At 64.6% G+C, this 17,402-nt stretch carries 24 protein-coding genes and 1 tRNA gene; 15 read left to right on the top strand and 10 right to left on the bottom strand.

What is annotated here, in order from left to right; translation table 11 throughout:
* Positions 1-8: 8 nt before the first annotated feature.
* The 6 genes from JQ573_RS10085 to JQ573_RS10060 all read left to right on the top strand — a co-directional run bounded on the left by JQ573_RS10085 (position 9) and on the right by JQ573_RS10060 (position 4,969).
* Positions 9-1,427 carry a TolC family protein gene (locus JQ573_RS10085; RefSeq protein WP_212309801.1) on the top strand — a complete coding sequence of 473 codons (1,419 nt, stop codon included), beginning with the start codon at positions 9-11 and terminating at the stop codon, positions 1,425-1,427.
* Between the two features lie 12 nt (positions 1,428-1,439).
* Entirely contained in the window at positions 1,440-2,795 is a 1,356-nt protein-coding gene (locus tag JQ573_RS10080; RefSeq protein ID WP_212309800.1) for a multicopper oxidase family protein, read from the top strand.
* A 56-nt stretch (positions 2,796-2,851) separates the two neighbouring features.
* Complete coding sequence (locus JQ573_RS10075) at positions 2,852-3,313, top strand: cupredoxin domain-containing protein (protein WP_249131580.1); 462 nt, start codon at positions 2,852-2,854, stop codon at positions 3,311-3,313.
* A 29-nt stretch (positions 3,314-3,342) separates the two neighbouring features.
* The gene (locus JQ573_RS10070) at positions 3,343-3,639 is read left to right on the top strand and encodes a copper-binding protein (protein ID WP_212309798.1); all 297 of its coding nucleotides are present in this window, start codon (positions 3,343-3,345) and stop codon (positions 3,637-3,639) included.
* Positions 3,640-3,804: 165 nt separating this feature from the next.
* The gene (locus JQ573_RS10065) at positions 3,805-4,554 is read left to right on the top strand and encodes a cation transporter (RefSeq protein WP_212309797.1); all 750 of its coding nucleotides are present in this window, start codon (positions 3,805-3,807) and stop codon (positions 4,552-4,554) included.
* Between the two features lie 148 nt (positions 4,555-4,702).
* A complete protein-coding gene (locus JQ573_RS10060; RefSeq protein WP_212309796.1) occupies positions 4,703-4,969 on the top strand; it encodes a hypothetical protein in 267 nt (88 codons plus the stop codon).
* A gap of 95 nt (positions 4,970-5,064) precedes the next feature.
* Here the strand turns inward: JQ573_RS10060 and JQ573_RS10055 are convergent, their stop codons facing one another.
* The gene (locus tag JQ573_RS10055; protein ID WP_212309795.1) at positions 5,065-5,610 is read right to left on the bottom strand and encodes a lipopolysaccharide assembly protein LapB; all 546 of its coding nucleotides are present in this window, start codon (positions 5,608-5,610) and stop codon (positions 5,065-5,067) included.
* Between the two features lie 279 nt (positions 5,611-5,889).
* Between JQ573_RS10055 and JQ573_RS10050 the strand changes: the two genes are divergently transcribed.
* The 4 genes from JQ573_RS10050 to JQ573_RS10035 all read left to right on the top strand — a co-directional run bounded on the left by JQ573_RS10050 (position 5,890) and on the right by JQ573_RS10035 (position 8,430).
* A complete protein-coding gene (locus tag JQ573_RS10050; RefSeq protein WP_212309794.1) occupies positions 5,890-6,210 on the top strand; it encodes a His-rich protein BRANT in 321 nt (106 codons plus the stop codon).
* 218 nt (positions 6,211-6,428) lie between these two features.
* A complete protein-coding gene (locus tag JQ573_RS10045; RefSeq protein ID WP_249131579.1) occupies positions 6,429-6,869 on the top strand; it encodes a hypothetical protein in 441 nt (146 codons plus the stop codon).
* Between the two features lie 392 nt (positions 6,870-7,261).
* The gene (locus JQ573_RS10040; protein WP_212309793.1) at positions 7,262-7,978 is read left to right on the top strand and encodes an outer membrane protein; all 717 of its coding nucleotides are present in this window, start codon (positions 7,262-7,264) and stop codon (positions 7,976-7,978) included.
* Positions 7,979-8,190: 212 nt separating this feature from the next.
* Complete coding sequence (locus JQ573_RS10035; RefSeq protein ID WP_050402822.1) at positions 8,191-8,430, top strand: DUF6719 family protein; 240 nt, start codon at positions 8,191-8,193, stop codon at positions 8,428-8,430.
* A 63-nt stretch (positions 8,431-8,493) separates the two neighbouring features.
* Here JQ573_RS10035 and JQ573_RS10030 read toward each other — a convergent pair whose 3' ends face one another.
* Complete coding sequence (locus JQ573_RS10030) at positions 8,494-8,745, bottom strand: hypothetical protein (protein ID WP_212309792.1); 252 nt, start codon at positions 8,743-8,745, stop codon at positions 8,494-8,496.
* Positions 8,746-9,239: 494 nt separating this feature from the next.
* Between JQ573_RS10030 and JQ573_RS10025 the strand changes: the two genes are divergently transcribed.
* The 3 genes from JQ573_RS10025 to JQ573_RS10015 all read left to right on the top strand — a co-directional run bounded on the left by JQ573_RS10025 (position 9,240) and on the right by JQ573_RS10015 (position 11,744).
* Positions 9,240-9,608, top strand: a complete 369-nt coding sequence (locus tag JQ573_RS10025) for a hypothetical protein (protein ID WP_249131578.1) — start codon at positions 9,240-9,242, stop codon at positions 9,606-9,608.
* Positions 9,605-10,453 carry an alpha/beta fold hydrolase gene (locus tag JQ573_RS10020; RefSeq protein ID WP_212309791.1) on the top strand — a complete coding sequence of 283 codons (849 nt, stop codon included), beginning with the start codon at positions 9,605-9,607 and terminating at the stop codon, positions 10,451-10,453. The genes JQ573_RS10025 and JQ573_RS10020 overlap by 4 nt, the downstream gene beginning before the upstream one ends.
* A gap of 133 nt (positions 10,454-10,586) precedes the next feature.
* Complete coding sequence (locus tag JQ573_RS10015; protein ID WP_212309790.1) at positions 10,587-11,744, top strand: DUF2652 domain-containing protein; 1,158 nt, start codon at positions 10,587-10,589, stop codon at positions 11,742-11,744.
* Between the two features lie 36 nt (positions 11,745-11,780).
* On the opposite strand, the gene JQ573_RS10010 is transcribed toward JQ573_RS10015, so the two are convergent.
* From JQ573_RS10010 to JQ573_RS09975, 8 genes are all read right to left on the bottom strand, one after another.
* A complete protein-coding gene (locus JQ573_RS10010; protein ID WP_212310807.1) occupies positions 11,781-12,314 on the bottom strand; it encodes a hypothetical protein in 534 nt (177 codons plus the stop codon).
* 142 nt (positions 12,315-12,456) lie between these two features.
* The gene (locus tag JQ573_RS10005; RefSeq protein ID WP_212309789.1) at positions 12,457-12,687 is read right to left on the bottom strand and encodes a hypothetical protein; all 231 of its coding nucleotides are present in this window, start codon (positions 12,685-12,687) and stop codon (positions 12,457-12,459) included.
* 183 nt (positions 12,688-12,870) lie between these two features.
* The gene (locus JQ573_RS10000; protein ID WP_212309788.1) at positions 12,871-13,050 is read right to left on the bottom strand and encodes a hypothetical protein; all 180 of its coding nucleotides are present in this window, start codon (positions 13,048-13,050) and stop codon (positions 12,871-12,873) included.
* Positions 13,051-13,135: 85 nt separating this feature from the next.
* Positions 13,136-13,324 carry a hypothetical protein gene (locus JQ573_RS09995; RefSeq protein WP_212309787.1) on the bottom strand — a complete coding sequence of 63 codons (189 nt, stop codon included), beginning with the start codon at positions 13,322-13,324 and terminating at the stop codon, positions 13,136-13,138.
* A gap of 721 nt (positions 13,325-14,045) precedes the next feature.
* Positions 14,046-14,225, bottom strand: coding sequence for a hypothetical protein (locus JQ573_RS09990; RefSeq protein ID WP_212309786.1), 180 nt, complete (start codon positions 14,223-14,225; stop codon positions 14,046-14,048).
* A 102-nt stretch (positions 14,226-14,327) separates the two neighbouring features.
* Positions 14,328-14,642 (bottom strand): DUF5658 family protein, encoded by a 315-nt coding sequence (locus JQ573_RS09985; protein WP_249131577.1) that lies wholly within the window; start codon positions 14,640-14,642, stop codon positions 14,328-14,330.
* 176 nt (positions 14,643-14,818) lie between these two features.
* Positions 14,819-14,893: transfer RNA gene (locus JQ573_RS09980), tRNA-Thr, on the bottom strand.
* A gap of 163 nt (positions 14,894-15,056) precedes the next feature.
* Positions 15,057-15,503, bottom strand: coding sequence for a hypothetical protein (locus JQ573_RS09975; protein ID WP_212309785.1), 447 nt, complete (start codon positions 15,501-15,503; stop codon positions 15,057-15,059).
* Positions 15,504-15,653: 150 nt separating this feature from the next.
* Between JQ573_RS09975 and JQ573_RS09970 the strand changes: the two genes are divergently transcribed.
* Positions 15,654-16,370, top strand: a complete 717-nt coding sequence (locus JQ573_RS09970; protein ID WP_212309784.1) for a dienelactone hydrolase family protein — start codon at positions 15,654-15,656, stop codon at positions 16,368-16,370.
* Between the two features lie 70 nt (positions 16,371-16,440).
* On the top strand, positions 16,441-17,172 hold the full coding sequence (locus JQ573_RS09965; protein WP_212309783.1) for an urease accessory protein: 732 nt from the start codon (positions 16,441-16,443) through the stop codon (positions 17,170-17,172).
* Positions 17,173-17,402: the final 230 nt, after the last annotated feature.

The following is a 17,402-nucleotide window of genomic DNA, read 5'->3' as shown; positions in this document are numbered from 1 at the left end:
AGGGCGCCATGCGACATCTGGCCATCGTGCCGATCCTGCTGCTGACATCCGCGCTCGCGGGATGCGCGTCGTTCTCGCCCGACAGCGGCATGGGCGTCGTCTCCGAGGTGACCGAGCAGGCGATCGGCAAGGACGTTGCCTTCGTTCGCACCAAAGACGAAGCCACGACCGTCGACGCCGCGGTGAAGCGGCTGCTGGCGCGCGACCTGACCGCGGATGCCGCCGTCCAGCTCGCGCTGCTGAACAACAAGGGCTTGCAGGCAGCCTATAACGATCTGGCGTTGGCGGAGACGGACCTCGTCGCCGACCGCCTGCCGCCGAACCCGACCTTCTCGTTACAGCGCATCACCGGAAACGGCGCCAGCGAGGTCGAGCGGCAGGTGGTCGGCGACATCCTGGCGCTGGCGACGCTGCCGGCGCGCTCCGAAATCGCGCGCGAGCGCTTCCGCCAGGCACAGCTCAAGGCCGCGCTCGCTACCCTGCGGCTCGCTGCCGAGGTGCGGCGTGCCCATGTCGCTGTTGTGGCCGCGAACGAGACGATCGCGCTGCTGACGGATGCGAAGGCGACTGCCGAATCGACCGCGCAGCTCGCCAAAAAACTTGGCGAGACCGGCGGCATGAACAAGCTCGACCAGGCCCGCGAGCAGGTGTTCTACGCCGAGATCACGGCCGACCTCGCCAGCGCGCGGCAGAACGCGGCGAGTTCGCGCGAGCGGCTCGCGCGTCTGCTCGGGCTCTGGGACGGCGATCTCGGCTTCCGACTCCCCAGCAAATTGCCATTGCTGCCGAAGCGGCCACTGGAACAGCCGTCGATCGAGGTCGCGGCGGTCGGTCATCGCGTCGATCTGCAGATCGCGCGGATGGAGATTGTCGCGCTTGCCAAGGCGCTCGATCTCACCGAAGCGACGCGCTTCGTCACGCTGCTCGATGTCGCCGGCATCGACAGGCGGACGCGCGATCCGGAAGGCCCGCCGTTCAGGGAGCGCGGCTTCGACGTCCAGTTCCAGATCCCGATCTTCGACGGCGGCGAGGTGCGGGTGCGTCAGGCGGCCGAGACCTACCGGCAGGCCATGAACCGGCTGACCGAGAAGGCCATCAATGTCCGCTCCGAGGCGCGCGACGCGTACCGCGTCTATCGCTCCACTTACGACATCGCGAGCCACTACCAGCGCGAGGTGCTGCCGTTGCGGCAGATCATCACCGAGGAGATGCAGCTGCGCTTCTCCAGCATGCAGGTCGACGTGTTCGCGCTGCTGACCGAAGCGCGGCAGCGGCTCGGCTCGCTGCGCGCAGCGATCGATGCCAAACGCGACTTCTGGCTGGCGCAATCCGACCTGCAGACCGCGATCAACGGCGGCGGCCCGGCGGCCGCGCCATCGACACCATCCGCCATCGCCTCGACCGCACCTGCGGCCGGCGATCATTAAGAGGAGACGTAGATGTTTTCACGTCGAGGATTTTTGGGGAGCGCGGCGCTGGTCACGGCAAGCGCGGTCAGCGGCCGCGTCCAGGCTGCCGGCATTCCGGAAGCGCAGACCATGGACAGAGCGGTGATGCAGCCGCCGCTGCATCCGTCGAGCGGGCCCGACTACCGGCCTGTGGTGACGCTCAACGGCTGGTCGCTGCCATGGCGGATGAACGGCGACTGGAAGGAATTCCATCTCGTCGCCGAGCCGGTGGTGCGCGAATTCGCCCACGGCATGAAGGCCAATCTGTGGGGCTATAACGGCCAGGCGCCGGGACCGACCATAGAGGCGGTCGAAGGCGACAAGGTCCGCATCTTCGTCACCAACAAATTGCCTGAACATACCACGGTGCACTGGCACGGCATGATCGTGCCGTCAGGCATGGACGGCGTCGGCGGCCTCAACCAGCCACACATCAAGCCGGGCAAGACCTTCGTCTACGAGTTCGAGCTGAAGCACAGCGGGACCTTCATGTACCACCCGCATTCCGACGAGATGGTGCAGATGGCGATGGGCATGATGGGCATGTTCATCGTGCACCCGCGCGATCCGGCGTTCCGTCCCGTCGACCGCGACTTCGTCTTCATCATGAGCAGCTATCTCATCGACCCCGGCACCTATCTGCCGAAGGTCAATGAGATGACCGACTTCAACATGTGGACCTGGAACAGCCGCGTCTATCCCGGCATCGATCCGATGCCGATCCGGCTCGGCGACAGGATCCGCGTGCGGATCGGCAATCTGACCATGACCAACCATCCGATCCATGTGCACGGGCACAATTTCGCAGTGACCTGCACCGACGGCGGCTGGGTGCCGCAGAGCGCGCAATATCCGGAGACCACGACCGACGTGCCGGTCGGCGCCGTCAGGACGTTCGACATGCTCGCCGACAATCCGGGCGACTGGGCGTTCCACTGCCACAAGTCGCACCACACCATGAACGCGATGGGCCACGACGTGCGCAATTTCATCGGCGTGTCGCGTCAGGATCTGGCGAAGGCGGTCGGCAAGCTCGCGCCCGACGCCATGGTGATGGGATCGACCGGCATGGCGATGGGCAACATGGAGATGCCGGCGCCCGACAACACGCTGCCGATGATGACCGGAACGGGACCGTTCGGGCCGATCGAGATGGGCGGCATGTTCACCGTGATGAAGATCCGCGAGGGGCTCGGCCGCGACGATTACGCCGATCCCGGCCCATACAACTATCCGCCGGGCACCGTTGCCTATGAGGTCGAGGCGCCAGTGGCCGAGCCCGCGCGGCAGCAACCGGCCGCGCCCGAGCGGAAGAGCAAGCCATCGATGAAGGGAATGAAGATGTAGCGGATCGACGCGCCGTCCAACGAAAAGCAAGCAACAAACTCAGAATGGAGAATCCAATGAATCACCGCACCACGATCGGCATCGCGCTCATTGCGCTGTCGATCACCGCGGCGCCGTCGCGCGGTCACGAAAAACACGGTCACCAATCCTATTCGGCCGGCGAGCCCGGCGATCCGAGCAAGCCGTCGCGCACGGTCGAGGTCGAGATGAAGGAGATGGAGTTCACGCCGTTCCGCATCGAGGTCAAGCGCGGCGAACAGATCCGCTTCGTGATCAAGAATGCCGGCACCGAGGATCACGAATTCCTGCTCGCGACCACCGAGGAGAATTTGAAGCATGCCGAAGTGATGAAGAAGCATCCGCATATGGAGCATGACGATCCGAACGGCGTCCGCCTCGCGCCCAAGAAGACCGCGGAGATCGTCTGGAAGTTCACCAAGGCCGGAACATTCGAATATTCCTGCCTGATCCCCGATCACCGCGACTACGGGATGACCGGCCGCGTCATCGTGAAATGAAACCAGCAACGAGAGAAAGGACGACAACGATGAACAGGATGATCCGGATTGCAGCCGCAGCTTTGCTGGCGCTGACATTCGGCGGCGCTTTCGCGCAGGCCGCAGCCATCAACGGCGAGGTCAAGAAGATCGACGAGGGCGCGGGCAAGATCACGCTCAAGCACGGCCCGGCCAAGAGCCTCGGCATGGACGAGCCGATGACGATGGTCTACCGGGTCAAGGATCCCGCGCTGCTCAAGCAGGTCAAGGTCGGCGACAAGGTCAAGTTCGAAGCCCAGGAGGGCGACGGCGGCTACACCGTCACCGCGATCCAGAAGGCGAAGTGAGGCGACACCCGTATCGTCGCTTCGCGCGCGATGGGCTGTCGGCTGAAGCGCAGCCGGCAGCCGCAACTAGCACGAGACATGATCGTCAAAGCAGAGCTGTTCCAGGCGGATCGGCTTGAATGCGTTGCACGGGTGGACTTATCCTGTGGTCTGGAAGGACAAGCCATGAGCGATTGCTGCGAGCAGAAGACCTCCGAATGCTGTGCGCCACCGCCGCTGACGTTGCCGAAGAAGGCCGGCGCGCCGGCGTCGGATCGCAACCTCACGGCTGATGCGTGTGGCTGCTCGGGCGGCGTTCCGGTGTTTGACGGCCTCGATCCGCGCTACAAGCGCGTGCTCTGGACCGTCATCGCCATCAATGGCGCGATGTTCCTGACCGAGATGATCGCGGGTCAGCTTGCCGGATCGCAGGCGCTCAAGGCGGATGCGCTCGACTTCCTGGCCGATACCGTCACCTATGGGCTGAGTCTTGCGGTGATCGGCGCCGGCCTGCGGATGCGTGCGTCGGCGGCGCTGCTGAAGGGCACTTCGCTGAGCCTGATGGCGCTCTGGGTCGTCGGCTCCACGGTCTACCAGACCCTCATTCTCGGCGTTCCGAAGGCCGAGGTGATGGGCGCGATAGGGACGTTGGCGCTTGCGGCGAATCTGTCGTCCGTTCTGCTTCTGCTGCCCTACAAGAACGGTGACGCCAATATTCGCTCGGTCTGGCTCTGCTCGCGCAACGATGCGATCGGAAATCTCATCGTGATGGTGGCCGCGCTCGGCGTGTGGGGAACGGCCACCGCCTGGCCCGATCTCGCGGTCGCCGCGGTGATGGCGATGATATTCCTCACCTCGTCGGTGCAAATCCTGCGGCAGGCGTGGGCCGAATATCGCGAGGCGGCGCTGCGCAGCCCGACGGCGGCGCATGGCTGATTGAGTCGCACCTGCCCGTGTGCTGCTGCCCGAGGCGTGGCAAGGGCGCGGGAATTCGCCTTGCATTTACCTTAAATGATGGTGCCGGGGGAACGTCCGCGGCAGCGGCGCGTTGCTGTGCATCATTCATGCGCAGAAGGCCCCCTCCATGACAGTCAACGCGGCAATACTGATGGCGGCATTGGTGCTATCGGGAACCGTGTTGGCGCAGAGCTCCGGTCCGTCGGCCGGCTCAGCGGGGGCCGGGCAGGCCGCCAACATCACCACCGGCCAGGCGATCAACACCAGCAAGCAGACCGGCGACGGCGGCCTGCCGATCGCGAAGGCCGCGCACCCGGCGAAGCCAGCTGACGGCAGCACGGTCGGCGCGAGCCGCCCGCAAAAGCCCGACCGGCGCCTCGAGCACTACCCGTAGGCTGCGCTCCACCCATCCTGCGGCTTTACGGCGCAGCAAAAAGCCGGCGGGTCCTGCATGACCGCGCCGGCTTGATGTTTGAACGGTTCGCCTGCTCAGTAAACCAGGCCGGTGCCCGGGGGCTTCTCCAGCGCTGCGGCGAGCGAGCGATATTCGTCGCTGCTGGTACCGGCGAGCTGGGCGATGCGGTTGAGGTGGTATTGCGCCTGATCGCGGTTGCCCTGTTCGACCTGCCAGAGGCCGTAATACTGCCAGGTGCGCACATGGGCCGGGTCGGCCTTGAGTGCGCGCTCGTACCAGATCTGCGAGACCTTGTAGTCGCCGAGCTTGCGATAGGAATAGCCGATCAGGTTGGCGACGTCGGCACGGTCATCCTGACCGAGCGCCTTCAGCTGGTCGATCGCGGCGGTATAGTCGTGCTTGTCGTAGATCGTGGCATAGGCGGCGTGATAGCCGGCCAGGAACTTCTGATCGTCGATCGCGGAGCTCTTGTCCTTCTTCGCCTTCTTGCTCTTGCTGCCGCTGTCGGAAGCCGGCGGGGAGGGATTGTCGCCGCCTGCGGCGTAGGCCGAGATGACCGGCCCGGCGGCGAGCGTCATCGAGAGCACTGCGAGGCCCAAAAATTTCGTCGTCCTGCTCATTCCTGGTTGCTCCTGATCGTTCCTGATCGTGCTCGGTAATCCTACACCCAAGCCTGCTGACTTGAACACCCGAGGGTGCAGAACATTCCCGCCTGGTCCCACGATTGCGTGATCCTCGCCGGTGGGGACGGCCAACATGACCAAGATGTCATTCACATGAATGAATACCGTCAGCGCCCTTCAGAACGGGTTCAGTGCGCGGCCCATAAGGTCACGTGCATTGATCGGTGAGGCCGACCATCCGGCCGGAGACCTCTCGATCCCGCAGAGGAGACCACCATGCTGAAGACGATTTCCGCCGCGCTGCTCGCCATGTCCGTGATCGCAGCGCCCGCGCTCGCCGCTGAGGCCGGCAAGACTGCTGCGCCCGCGCCGGTGACCACGACCGCCCCGGCGACCAAGGCCGCTCCCGTCATCAAGAGCGAGCAGCTGCCGTCGAAGGTGCGCAACGCCAACGCCAAGATGCACCACAAGCACTATCGCCATCACCGCCACCACAAGCACATGGGCATGCTGAAGGTGAAGGCGCCGAAGCATGCGACCAAGCACATCCATGCGAAGGTCGCCACCAAGCACGTCGTGCCGGCCAAGCGCGGCTGATCAAGCGCGGCTGAGCCTGATCCGAAGGGCGTCGTTCGATCCACATTGCCCCGCTGCGCCCTTGGGATGCAGAACCGGCCCGTCCGTCCATTGCTTCCCCAATGGCGGCGGGCCGGAGTGCGTCGGGGCTTCCGTTGCGACGCTGGGCGCCGGCTCGGCAGGAACAAGCGAGTTGCGAATTCCCCGCCTGGCGGTTTATGAGACGCGGCCGGGGACTCATGAAACAGCGTCGTTTGCGGACTTCATCAAAACTGGCGGCGATCCTGCTGCTCTCGATCCCGCTTGCCGGCTGCCTCACCAGCGACGACGGCGGAAGCTCGACCACTTTCACCGACGATCGCGGCGTCGCCAACCAGCCGTTTCCGGACCGGTACCGCGACCAGATCCTGGCCTTCATGCGGACCTACCTGAACAATCCGGTCGGGGTCCGCGAAGCCGGGATTGCCGAGCCGGTGCAGCGCACGGTCGGCGGCCGGCTGCGCTACGTGGTCTGCCTGCGCTACAGCGCAAAGGATACCGACGGCAATTACCGCCCGGCCCGGGAGCGCGGCGTCCTGTTCGTCGACGGCCGGCTCGACCGCATCCTCGACAACGCCGCCGAGCCCTGCGCCGGCGCGTCCTACGCGGCATTTCCGGATCTGGAAAAAATGGCGCGCTAGGCATGATCCGGAAAAGTGCGAAGCGGTTTTCCCTCGCGACAAACGCGTAGCGTTTGCGCGGAGATCATGCCCAAACAAGGAGCCAAAGCGCGATCTCATCGCGCTTTGGGGCACAGCGGGCCGTCGCAGCAGCAAGCCTGAGCAGACCGTTAGCGAACTCCGATCACTTTTCGGGGAGCGCTGAACTTCACCTTAGCCGTTTGCGACTTACATACAGCCGAAATGCGGCTGCTTAACCCGTGAAAAAAACCTTCTGTGCCAAGGAACAAACGGGCGTTGTTGCGACCCTGTCACAGGTCGGAAACATCACAGGTCAGGCATTGCCCCAAAGCAACCTAATTGGCGTCACGTTGTTTGGCTTAACAGCGCAGCGTTCGTAACGGGGATCAGAGATGAAGACGTTCTTGCTCGGCACAGTCGCGCTGGCCGCCCTTGCGGGCCCGGCATTTGCGGCTGATATCCCGGCCCGGACCTATACCAAGGCACCGCCGCCCTATACCGCCCCGGCGCTCGTCTACAACTGGACCGGCTTCTATATCGGCGGTCATGTCGGCGGCGCGTTCACCGACGGCACCAATCTGATGGGCAGCGACGCGCGCTTCATGGGTGGCGTGCAGGGCGGCTTCGACTATCAGTTCGCGCCCAACTGGGTGATGGGTGTCGAGGCGCAGTACTCTTGGCTGCCGAGCTCCTCGAACAATGGCCTGACGTTCCCCGCCGGAACGGTCGTGACCGGCAATACCGACCAGCTCGGTTCGGTGACCGGCCGCCTCGGCTACACCTGGGGTCCGGCGCTGCTCTACGCCAAGGGCGGCTACGCCTGGCGCGACAACAACAACATCACGGCGTCGGTCGGCGGCGTGCCGGCGGCCTTCACCACCGATGGCGGTCACAAGGACGGCTACACGGTCGGCGCGGGCCTCGAATACATGTTCGCCCCGAACTGGTCGGCGAAGGCCGAGTACCAGTATTACAATTTCGGCAAGACGACGTTCACCAGCGGTCCGGCCGACGTTGTCGGTGCGAGCTTCCGGAACGACGAGCACACCGTCAAGCTCGGGGTCAACTACCGCTTCGGCTGGGGCGGTCCGGTGGGCTCCCGCTACTGATCGCGTCGTCGTATCATCGAGATCGAAAGGCCGGCCTTCGGGTCGGCCTTTTTTGTTGGCCTGCCGCTTTGTTGGCCTGCCGCGGGCCCGCGCACCCACATTCACCCGATGTTCAGGCCTGATCGTGCAATGCAAAAAATAATTCCTGCATTGCACGGAACTTTCATCGTGATGCGCTATTGTGGGATCGCCGGGCTGGTGGACAAACAAACATGCGTAGCTTTGCGTTAGGGCTGATCATCTCTGCGGTCTCTGTGCCGTGCTTTGCCCAGACCATCCTGAAATCCGAACCCTTGGCGCTTGCGCCTTACGAGGTCGTGTTCGTGCAGGACGCCTCCTGCACGGCCGGGAAGGTGCTCAAGGTGACCGGGTCGATCCGCGGTCTGCATCGGCGGAAAATCTGCGTGTCGCTCGCCGCCGAACAGGCGTCGCTAGCGACGGCGACGCCGTAAGGGCAACACGACGGCCGCATCGACATCCGGTCCGCGCCTGCGCACCGGACGACCAACTGTCCCTCAGTTCAACCGCGGCTCCAGACGCGCTTCGCGATCGGCATCGGCCTTGTTCTTGACCGGGTCCTCATTCGGCTCGGGCTGGCACGGCCGGATCTCGTAGTCATTGTCCAGCACCGGGCGCGGCGAGGACTTCTCCTCCTCGGAGACGGTATCCACCACCAGGCCCGACTTCCGGGCAAGCTTCCAGACATCGGCCTCGGTCGGGTAGGCCTTGCTCAGCTTGGCGTCTTGGTAGAATAGCGCGTACGGCATTCGTCGTTTCCCCAAACAACCGACAACGCCAGGGCCCCGTCCCGGGTTTCACACGAGATCGCCGTTCCGATCACGGAACCGTGAGCTGGATTCGGGCAAGCATCTGAAAACATGAGTCATTTCGGACCTTTTGCCGGAGGGCCTGAGTCCTTAATGAGCGGTAAACCCCGGAAAAAAGAATCTCTGGGACTCCTCGGGTAGAATCGCCGGATGCTCCGAGCCATGAGAGCGATCCACCAGCCCCCCTACGAACGCGTGCAGCTCGCGCTTGCGGTTGTGCTGCTCGCAGCCTGTGCCGCCAACGTGGCGCTGGTCTGGTCGTGGCTCTAGGGAAATTTGGCTCCAGCCAAAGCCTGTATGTAGCGGCCCACGCGAAAACGCCGTGGCCGCGCGACGCCTGTAACGATTGACGGCCCAGCCATTCCTTCCATCATTGTCGGCAGAAGTGCCCGCTGCGGCCTGCGCGGACGGGCCGCGATCGGGGGGGAGCTGTCATGATCGAGATGCTGAAGGAACGGGTCAATTGCGACGCCGGCCTGGTGCGGCGCGGCCGCTACCTGACCACGACTTTCCTGCTCGAGATCGGCAAGGCCGCCTGGCTGATCGCGATCCATGAGGGCCGCATCGTCGCTGTGACGAGGGGCCCGTTCGTGATGCCGTCGTCGTCCTTCGCGCTGCGCACCTCGGACGAGGAGTGGGACCGGTTCTGCGAAAAGCGGCCGCCGCCGGGCTCGAACGACCTGATGGCGCTGATCAAGCGCCGTGTGCTGAAGGCCGAGGGCGAGCTGCAGATCTTCATGGCGAACCTGCGTTATTTCAAGGAGGCGCTCGGCAAGCTGCGCCGCGAGGGAGCGGCCGCATGAGCGCCAGATTCGAACCGATCATCGGCCGCTACATGCATCTCGAACTGTCAGGCCGGGCGCACCGCGTCTATGTCGAGGAGGCCGGCGAGGGCACGCCACTGCTCTGCCTGCACACCGCGGGCGCCGACGGGCGGCAATATCGCGGCCTGATGAACGATCCGCGGGTCACGCGCAACCATCGCGTCATCGCCTTCGACATGCCCTGGCACGGCAAGTCGTCGCCGCCCCAGGGCTGGCACGACGAGGAATACCAGCTCACCTCGGCGCAATACACGGCGATGATCCTGGCCGTGATGGAGGCGCTCGACCTCGACAGGCCGATCGTGATCGGCTGCTCGATCGGCGGCCGGATCGCGCTGCATCTCGCGCTCGAGCATCCCGAACGCTTCCGTGCGATCATCGGCCTGCAGGCCGGCGCGCATGTCGATCCCTATTACGACCTGAATTTCCTGCACCGGCCGGACGTGCATGGCGGCGAGGTCGCGGCCGCCATCGTCTCGGGCCTGGTCGGGCCCGACGCGCCCGACAATGAGCGGTGGGAGACGCTGTGGCACTACATGCAGGGCGGGCCCGGCGTGTTCAAGGGCGACCTCTATTTCTACAAGATCGACGGCGATATCCGCGCCCGCGTCGCCGAGATCGACACCCAGCGCTGCCCGCTGTTCCTGCTGTCGGGCGAGTACGACTATTCCTGCACGCCGGAGGAGACGCTGGCGGTGGCGAACAGCATTGCCGGCAGTGAGGCCACCATCATGAAAGGCCTCGGGCATTTCCCGATGAGCGAGAACCCAAGCGAGTTCGCAAAGCATCTGCTGCCGGTGCTGCAGAAGATCGGCGGCCGCTAGAGCGTTTTCAAGCGAAGTGGGTACCGGTTCGCGCTCAGAAAACGCGTCAGAACAAGGAGCGCCGCCCTCGACCTCGTATGGCGCGGTGTGACAGACTGCGCCATCGCACGAAAAGGTTACGCGGGAGGTCTCCATGCTTCCGAAGGCTGAAGCGGCGTATTTCGCGATTGCCGACATTTCCGGCTACACCAACTTCCTCGCGGCGGTCGAGCTCGACCATGCGCAGGACATCATCGCCGATTTCATGGACGTGGTGGTGAAAGGGCTGCGCCCGCCATTTCGCCTCGCCAAATTCGAGGGCGACGCCGCGTTCGTCTACTCGACCGGGACAATCGACGGCTCGCTGCTGCAGGACGCGATCGAGGGCGCCTATTTCAAATTCCGCCGGCGGCTGCGCGACGTTCGCCAGGCCTCGACCTGCGAGTGCAAGGCCTGCGTCGCGATGGGCGATCTCGATTTCAAATTCGTCGTCCATCACGGCGAGATGGTGAAGCAGAAGATGGGCGGCCGGGAAGAGCTCGCCGGGCGCGACGTCATTCTGGTCCACCGGCTGCTCAAGAACAGCGTCGGTGAGAAGCTCGGCGGCCGCGCCTACGCGCTCTACAGCGACGCCGCGATCCGCGCCATGGGCGTCGACCCGGTGGCGCAAGGTCTCATCCCCCATCACGAAACCATCGACATCATCGGCGATGTGACGCTGTGGGCGCGCGATCTCGAAACGGCGTGGCAGCATGACGACGCGCAAACGCGGATGGAGGTGACGCGCGAAGACGCCTACGCGATACTGGAGTTTGACATCGCCGCGCCGCGGCAGACGGTGTGGGAGTTCATCACCGTGCCCGGGCAATGGCGGAAATGGTGGGACGCCGACGACATCATCGAGGAGTCAGGCAAGGGGCGACGCGGTGTCGGCACCAAAAATCATTGCGCGCACGGCAACCATACCAACGTCGAGGAGACGCTCGACTGGCGTCCGGTCGACTACTTCACGGTCGGCATCACGCTGCCGGTGCCCGGAGCCCCGCGCATCATCATGACCCGCGCCGTTCTGGACGGCCCGGACGGAACGTCCCGCTTCGAGCTGCGGATCGCCAAGCCGAAGCCGAAGGACAAGGCGTTCCTCGATGGCGCCGCGGCCAAATTCGCCGAACGGATGACCCAGGCCGTGGCCGGCCTGCGATCGATTTTGGAAGGCAAGCAGCCTGCTGTCGACGCTGTGGAGGAGCCGACGCCGGCTCGATCGAGCGGACGCTTCCTGACCGAGCCGGTGAAACCGGGCGCGCGCGGCTGAAGGTCAGCGAACGATTCGGAGATTAAAGGGGGCCGGTTACTTGCCGGAGCGCGGCAACTCGCTGTTGTCGCGGATCGCAGCGCGGACCTTGGCCATGGTCGTGGTGCAGTATTCCTCGCGCTCCTTGAGGAAACGCTGCTGCTGCGCGCGGAAATTGGCCACCCGCTCGCGCACCTCGGATCCGAAGTCGCCGCTGATGTCGAGCTTGGCAAATTGCGGCGGCTGCGCCGGCGGCGGGACTTCCACGACGGTCACCGTCAAAGGCGGCGGCGCGGGGGGCAGGCCCTCGAGCACGGTCGGCACCGGCAGCGGCGGCGGCATGACCACCCTTTGGACCTCGGCCGCAGGCTTGATCTCCAGGGCGGGCTTTGCCTCCACGGCGGGCTTTGCGTCAAAGGCTGGCTCTGCGTCAAAGGCTGCCTCGACCGACGCGGTGGCGGGCAGCGGGGCAGGTGCTGGTGGCACGGCGGTCCGCGGGGCAGCCGTCGGCAGCTCGGCGTCGGGCAGCTTGCCCTTCACCGACTGTACGAAAGCCATTGTCTGCGCGATCAGGAGATCGCGTTCCTTCATCCACTTCATGGCGCACCTTGAGCGCGCGGATTGCATCAGAGCAACCCCGCGGAATCAAGCACTCGCCATCATGATGGTTGATGAAGACGCCTGTTTTGCAGGCGCGGTGACAAAATTGTGACGTGCCTGGGCGCGAGGGCGGTCAGCGCTGGCGGGGATTGGTGTTCGGGACGAACGGGGTACCGACGATCCGGACCGGCGTCTGGGCCGGTGCTTGGCTTGGGACCGGCGCCTGATTCGCGGCCGGCCGGGGCGCGGCGCTGGCCGGCGCGGGCGCCGGATCGAGCAGGGCGACGATGCCGGCGGCGGCCACGCTCAGCAGCGTGAAGCTGCCCAGAAAGAGTAAATTGCGGTTGATTTCGCGAACCCTCATGCGGGGAAAATCGCGTGAGGGCGCATAATGTTCCGAACAAATCCTCAGACGCTTTCGCGCGGTTTGGCGGCAGGCTTTAGAAAGTGCGTCAAGAGCAGACCTGAAAGCTTGGGTCGTCGGTCTCGCGAGGTGCTTCCTGGCCGCGATCGGCCCGGTGCGCCGGCGGGAGCGGGCGGGCTGAGCCTAATGAGCCATCGCCTGGGCAGGTGCCGGTTCGATGCTGCGGGCTTCGATCTGGTCGGCGTAGCGGCCATACTCCTCGGCCATTTCGAGCAGCTTTTCGCGCACCGCGGCGTCGGTGACCTGGCGGGCCAGCCGTCGCGCCTGATCGGACTGGAAGCGATAATGGGCTGTGTCGGACATCGTAGGCTCCTCACACATGTGTAAGGGCCGTCCGGCAAAGGTTCATCGAGCCGTCATGGAGGGAAGACGCCATGAAGGGCAGGCGTCATTGAAGGGTGTTGGGCCGATCGGTCACCGTAGCCGTAACCGGGTGGCCGGCCTTGTCCTCGCGGACCTCGACCTCGAACCAACCCATCTCCTTCAGCTCGCGCGCCTTCTTCTCGGCCGCGTCTTCGCTGTCGCGCTTCAGCACGATTTGACTGGTGCCGTCCCGGGCAAGGATCAAATAGGTCATTGGCTGAGTCCCATCCTACATTCTGCATACCGCGTTTCGGGCTGCAAGGACAGAAACAAGGCAAGGGATGGGGGATGCTACGGGGACGATTCCACGATTCCTGCCAATGCACAGGGCGTCCGGCTGTTCCCGGCTGCGGTCGATATCGACCGGCTAGGCTGGATGATCGCCGACATCCGCGGCGCGCTTGGGTTGCGTTTCGCGAAGCATGCTGAGATGACGGTCATCATCCAACCTTGCTGGCGAGCGAGCGAGGCTCATTCGACGAGTCACCCGTGCCTTGCGTACTCCCGTGCGTGCCGTAGACGGTGTGAGCCATCTCGTGGAGACCGGAAGACTACGGCCTCCGTTAAACGTTGTGGGTAATCCAAGCGAGTCTCTTTGATTGAACCGCGAATACATGCTCGGCTTGGTCAAAGGACAACGCGCGGCGCAAGCCGTGTCGATATGGATGGAGGACTCGATGCCCAGGCACTTCGGTTTGAAGGCAACACCGGCGGCGGCACGGTCGGCATTCACGGGATCATCAAGAGATTTGCAGCAGCGGACTGCGTCGGCATCTGCGTCGAAGAACCGTGCTGCGGTCAGTTCGCCGCCGACAAAGTCCGCTTCGCCATGCTCGGAGCTGCCGTATTCTCCGACGAGCTGGCGGGGCTGCTGCGGTCGACGGTCGATCTCGGCCGACTGAAGCTGCGCGCGACGAGGCCTGGTCCGCCGGTCTTCATGGCTCGGACGGCTCGTGCTTGTCGCGCTTCAGGTCCAGGCGATCGATGCGTTCATCGATCAGCCGATTCAGTCGCTCGTCGCGCAGCTTGTCCTTCCTGTACAGCCCGCCATGCAGGCGATAGGCAACCAGGAGCAGGACAACGGCAACGCCGACGAGATAGTAGGACCAGTCCATTATCAGAACCGCGTCTGGCCGTGTCCATTGTGAAACAGCGAGCTTCGGCAACTCTGCCAAGCAGCGCGACCGGCGGCTCGTCAGCACAACCGCAAGGTCGGCTCAGTTGGCGCCCGCGAGGATGAACAGATTGTTGTAGACGGGCAGTGCAATGAGGGCCACCACATAAGCCATTTGACGTTCGCTGTTGCCGTGCCAAAGCAACCATATCACGAGGTAGGTCAATCCCAGTTTGGCAACAAGCCACCATTCACCCAGCCACTCCTGGGTGAGCCACATGAACGGGTTCAGCTCGCCCATTCCCCGCTGCAGGATCTCGTTGGTGGTGATGAGATCCGAGTAGCCCATCAGCAGGGCAGAGACCAGCAGCATTGCCTTCAGCAACGACGTCCTCACCCGCAACTGCTTTTCCGTCATCCGGTGCCTGCCCGAAATCCGCTTGTGGCTCCCTGTTGCGCAATTTTGCGGGATGTTTTCGGCGAGTGCAAGCCTCCACCACCGGTTGTCCAACGCTCCGGCCTCCAAAGCGACCACGTTGGGTACCCCGTACCGGGCACGGTCAACTGACCCGCTTCATTGATTTCGTGAAAAGATGGTGCCGGCTGAGGGGATTGAACCCCCGACCTTCAGTTTACAAAACTGCTGCTCTACCGCTGAGCTAAGCCGGCGACACGGGTATGATTTGCGCGCTCGCATAGCAGACTTGGTGCGCCGGGGCCAGAACCTGAAGGCCAGAACCCGGGAGGTTGGGATCGACCCTTCGCCTCCACCGGCCAGGCGGCAAAAAGGCGGCCCGAAGGCCGCCTTTTGCGCGTCAGCGGTTCGCCTGAGCTACTGGCAGGGATGTCGCAGGCCGTCGCCGCCGCGGAACCAGGTGCCGGGGGTGCAGACAAAGCCGTTCTGCCGGGCATATTCCTCGCCGCCGATCGGGGTGCGGGCATAGTCGGGGCCGCCGAACGGGGCGGTCGCGATCGCAGCCGCCGTGCCGACCGCGCCGCCGACCACGCCGGCCGCGGCGTCGACGGGCCCGAACGGGCCAGGGTCAACCCGATTGTAACTGTCTTGCCAGCCTGGATTCTGCCAGTCGCGGTCCCGCCGGTAGATATGATGGCGATAGGCGGTGTCTGATCCCATCGCCTGGCATCGGGCGTCCGGATTGGCGTTCGAGCAGCGCATAGCCGTGGCAATCGTCTGTTGCGCCATCGTGGGGCCTGCCAGCACGGATGCGAGCAGGGCCGCTGCGCCAAGGAAGGCACCGTGGATTTTGAATCGTGTCATGCGAGATTCTCCTCTTGTCGTCGTGGAGAGCTAATCTCGCCGTGCCGCGACCGTTCCGACGCGGTCTTGCCCTGCGTTCAAACCAGTGTGAAGTTCCGTAACTCTCGCGCATGATGCGTCCCGGATGATGCGGTCTTTAACGAGAATTGCATGCACACTGGTGACGTCGACTACGCTGCCGGCGACGCCAGTTTGCGCGGCTATCTTGCGTTCGAGGACCGCGGCGTGAAACGTCCGGGCGTGCTGGTGTTCCACGAAGGGCTCGGATTCGGCGATTTCGCGATGGAGCGGGCGCGCAGGCTTGCCGAGCGTGGCTATGTGGCGTTCGCCGCCGACATGTTCGGCGAACGGCGGCAGGCGGCCGATCTGCAGCAGGCAATGACGCTGATCGGTCATTTGCGCACCAATCCCGCTACGCTCCGCGCACGTGCCCGCGCCGCGCTCGCGACGCTCACGGCATTGCCCGAGGTCGACGCTACCCGTTGCGCGGCGATCGGCTTCTGCTTCGGCGGCACGGTCGTGCTTGAGCTCGCACGCGACGGCGCCGATCTCAAGGCCGTCGTCAGCTTCCATGGCGTGCTCTCGACCACGCAGCCTGCGGCAGCGGGTAGGGTGAGGGCGAGCGTGCTGGTATTGACCGGAGCCGACGATCCGCTGGCGCCTTCCGACCAGGTCGCGGCGTTCGAGAATGAGATGCGCGCCGCCAAGGTTGCCGACTGGCAGGTGATCAGCTACGGCAACACGCTGCACGGTTTTGCCAACCCGGCCGCCGACGGCTCGATCATGAAGGCGGCGCTCTACGATGCGCGGGCTGACCGCCGCGCCTGGTCGGCGATGCAAGGCCTGTTTGACGAGGTGCTGGTTTGACGAGGTGCCGGCCTGACAAGGTCAGCGATGTGGTGTTTGATCTGCCGTCACGCGCCGGCGCGGGGGATTGATGTTCGGAATCTTGAGTCTTGGCTTTCTGCTCGGCATGCAGCATGCGCTTGAGCCGGATCACATCGCGGCGGTATCGAGCATCGCGGCGCGCCGTACCCATGTCGGTGACATTGTCAAGCACGGCCTGACCTGGGGCCTCGGTCACACGCTCACGCTGTTCGTCTTCGCCGGCGCCGCGATCCTGCTCGGGCACGCGATCCCCGCGACGGTGGCGCAGCCGATCGAGACCGCGGTCGGCGTCATGCTGGTCGGTCTCGGCGCGCATGTGTGGTGGCGGCTGTGGCGCGATCGCGTGCACTTCCACACCCATTCGCATGGCGACGGCATGACGCATTTCCACGCCCACAGCCATGCCGGCGAAACCGTGGCGCGTGCGTCCACCGTGGCGCTTGCGTCCACCAGCCCGCACGTCCGCACGGCGCACAGCCACGCCCACGGCTTCCGCTGGCGGACGCTGCTGGTCGGCCTGATGCACGGCATGGCGGGCTCGGCGGCGCTGTTGGTGCTGACGGTGTCGCAGGCCCCAAACCCGGTGATCGGGCTCGGCTATGTTGCGCTGTTCGGCGTCGGCTCGATGATCGGGATGGGCGTGCTGTCCAGCGTGATCGCGGTGCCGCTCGCGGCCTCCGCGCGCTGGCTGACCTGGGCCAATCGCGGCCTGCAAATGGCGGTCGGCGCGGTCACGATTGCGATCGGCATCCACTCGATCATCGAGAATGCCTTCACCTGACGCAGCAACGGCTCTTTTGAGCATGATCTCTTCGGAAAACCGCTTCGCACTTTTCCGGATCATGCTCCCGCGCCGGACCGCCGTTAACGATTTCTGATCCCGCACGGCCGCATTGACCGGATGCCGATGCTTACGCGTTAGGCTTACCGCCAGTTTGGCCCGCGTCCTTAACCCTTCCGCCAAGCCGTTGGATTAGGCTGCGGGTGGAACAATTCGGGACGCTGGGTAGA

The sequence above is a fragment of the Bradyrhizobium sp. AUGA SZCCT0105 genome, from assembly GCF_018129565.1.
Classification (GTDB): domain Bacteria; phylum Pseudomonadota; class Alphaproteobacteria; order Rhizobiales; family Xanthobacteraceae; genus Bradyrhizobium.
The sequence above is the reverse complement of the archived record's forward strand: the minus strand, read 5'-3'. Positions and strand labels throughout refer to the sequence as shown.

Coding starts and splice junctions, on each gene's coding strand:
- JQ573_RS10085 (WP_212309801.1), top strand. CDS start 9: ATGCGACATCTGGCCATCGTGCCGATCCTGCTGCTGACATCCGCGCTC.
- JQ573_RS10080 (WP_212309800.1), top strand. CDS start 1,440: ATGTTTTCACGTCGAGGATTTTTGGGGAGCGCGGCGCTGGTCACGGCA.
- JQ573_RS10075 (WP_249131580.1), top strand. CDS start 2,852: ATGAATCACCGCACCACGATCGGCATCGCGCTCATTGCGCTGTCGATC.
- JQ573_RS10070 (WP_212309798.1), top strand. CDS start 3,343: ATGAACAGGATGATCCGGATTGCAGCCGCAGCTTTGCTGGCGCTGACA.
- JQ573_RS10065 (WP_212309797.1), top strand. CDS start 3,805: ATGAGCGATTGCTGCGAGCAGAAGACCTCCGAATGCTGTGCGCCACCG.
- JQ573_RS10060 (WP_212309796.1), top strand. CDS start 4,703: ATGACAGTCAACGCGGCAATACTGATGGCGGCATTGGTGCTATCGGGA.
- JQ573_RS10055 (WP_212309795.1), bottom strand. CDS start 5,610: ATGAGCAGGACGACGAAATTTTTGGGCCTCGCAGTGCTCTCGATGACG.
- JQ573_RS10050 (WP_212309794.1), top strand. CDS start 5,890: ATGCTGAAGACGATTTCCGCCGCGCTGCTCGCCATGTCCGTGATCGCA.
- JQ573_RS10045 (WP_249131579.1), top strand. CDS start 6,429: ATGAAACAGCGTCGTTTGCGGACTTCATCAAAACTGGCGGCGATCCTG.
- JQ573_RS10040 (WP_212309793.1), top strand. CDS start 7,262: ATGAAGACGTTCTTGCTCGGCACAGTCGCGCTGGCCGCCCTTGCGGGC.
- JQ573_RS10035 (WP_050402822.1), top strand. CDS start 8,191: ATGCGTAGCTTTGCGTTAGGGCTGATCATCTCTGCGGTCTCTGTGCCG.
- JQ573_RS10030 (WP_212309792.1), bottom strand. CDS start 8,745: ATGCCGTACGCGCTATTCTACCAAGACGCCAAGCTGAGCAAGGCCTAC.
- JQ573_RS10025 (WP_249131578.1), top strand. CDS start 9,240: ATGATCGAGATGCTGAAGGAACGGGTCAATTGCGACGCCGGCCTGGTG.
- JQ573_RS10020 (WP_212309791.1), top strand. CDS start 9,605: ATGAGCGCCAGATTCGAACCGATCATCGGCCGCTACATGCATCTCGAA.
- JQ573_RS10015 (WP_212309790.1), top strand. CDS start 10,587: ATGCTTCCGAAGGCTGAAGCGGCGTATTTCGCGATTGCCGACATTTCC.
- JQ573_RS10010 (WP_212310807.1), bottom strand. CDS start 12,314: ATGAAGGAACGCGATCTCCTGATCGCGCAGACAATGGCTTTCGTACAG.
- JQ573_RS10005 (WP_212309789.1), bottom strand. CDS start 12,687: ATGAGGGTTCGCGAAATCAACCGCAATTTACTCTTTCTGGGCAGCTTC.
- JQ573_RS10000 (WP_212309788.1), bottom strand. CDS start 13,050: ATGTCCGACACAGCCCATTATCGCTTCCAGTCCGATCAGGCGCGACGG.
- JQ573_RS09995 (WP_212309787.1), bottom strand. CDS start 13,324: ATGACCTATTTGATCCTTGCCCGGGACGGCACCAGTCAAATCGTGCTG.
- JQ573_RS09990 (WP_212309786.1), bottom strand. CDS start 14,225: ATGGACTGGTCCTACTATCTCGTCGGCGTTGCCGTTGTCCTGCTCCTG.
- JQ573_RS09985 (WP_249131577.1), bottom strand. CDS start 14,642: ATGACGGAAAAGCAGTTGCGGGTGAGGACGTCGTTGCTGAAGGCAATG.
- JQ573_RS09975 (WP_212309785.1), bottom strand. CDS start 15,503: ATGACACGATTCAAAATCCACGGTGCCTTCCTTGGCGCAGCGGCCCTG.
- JQ573_RS09970 (WP_212309784.1), top strand. CDS start 15,654: ATGCACACTGGTGACGTCGACTACGCTGCCGGCGACGCCAGTTTGCGC.
- JQ573_RS09965 (WP_212309783.1), top strand. CDS start 16,441: ATGTTCGGAATCTTGAGTCTTGGCTTTCTGCTCGGCATGCAGCATGCG.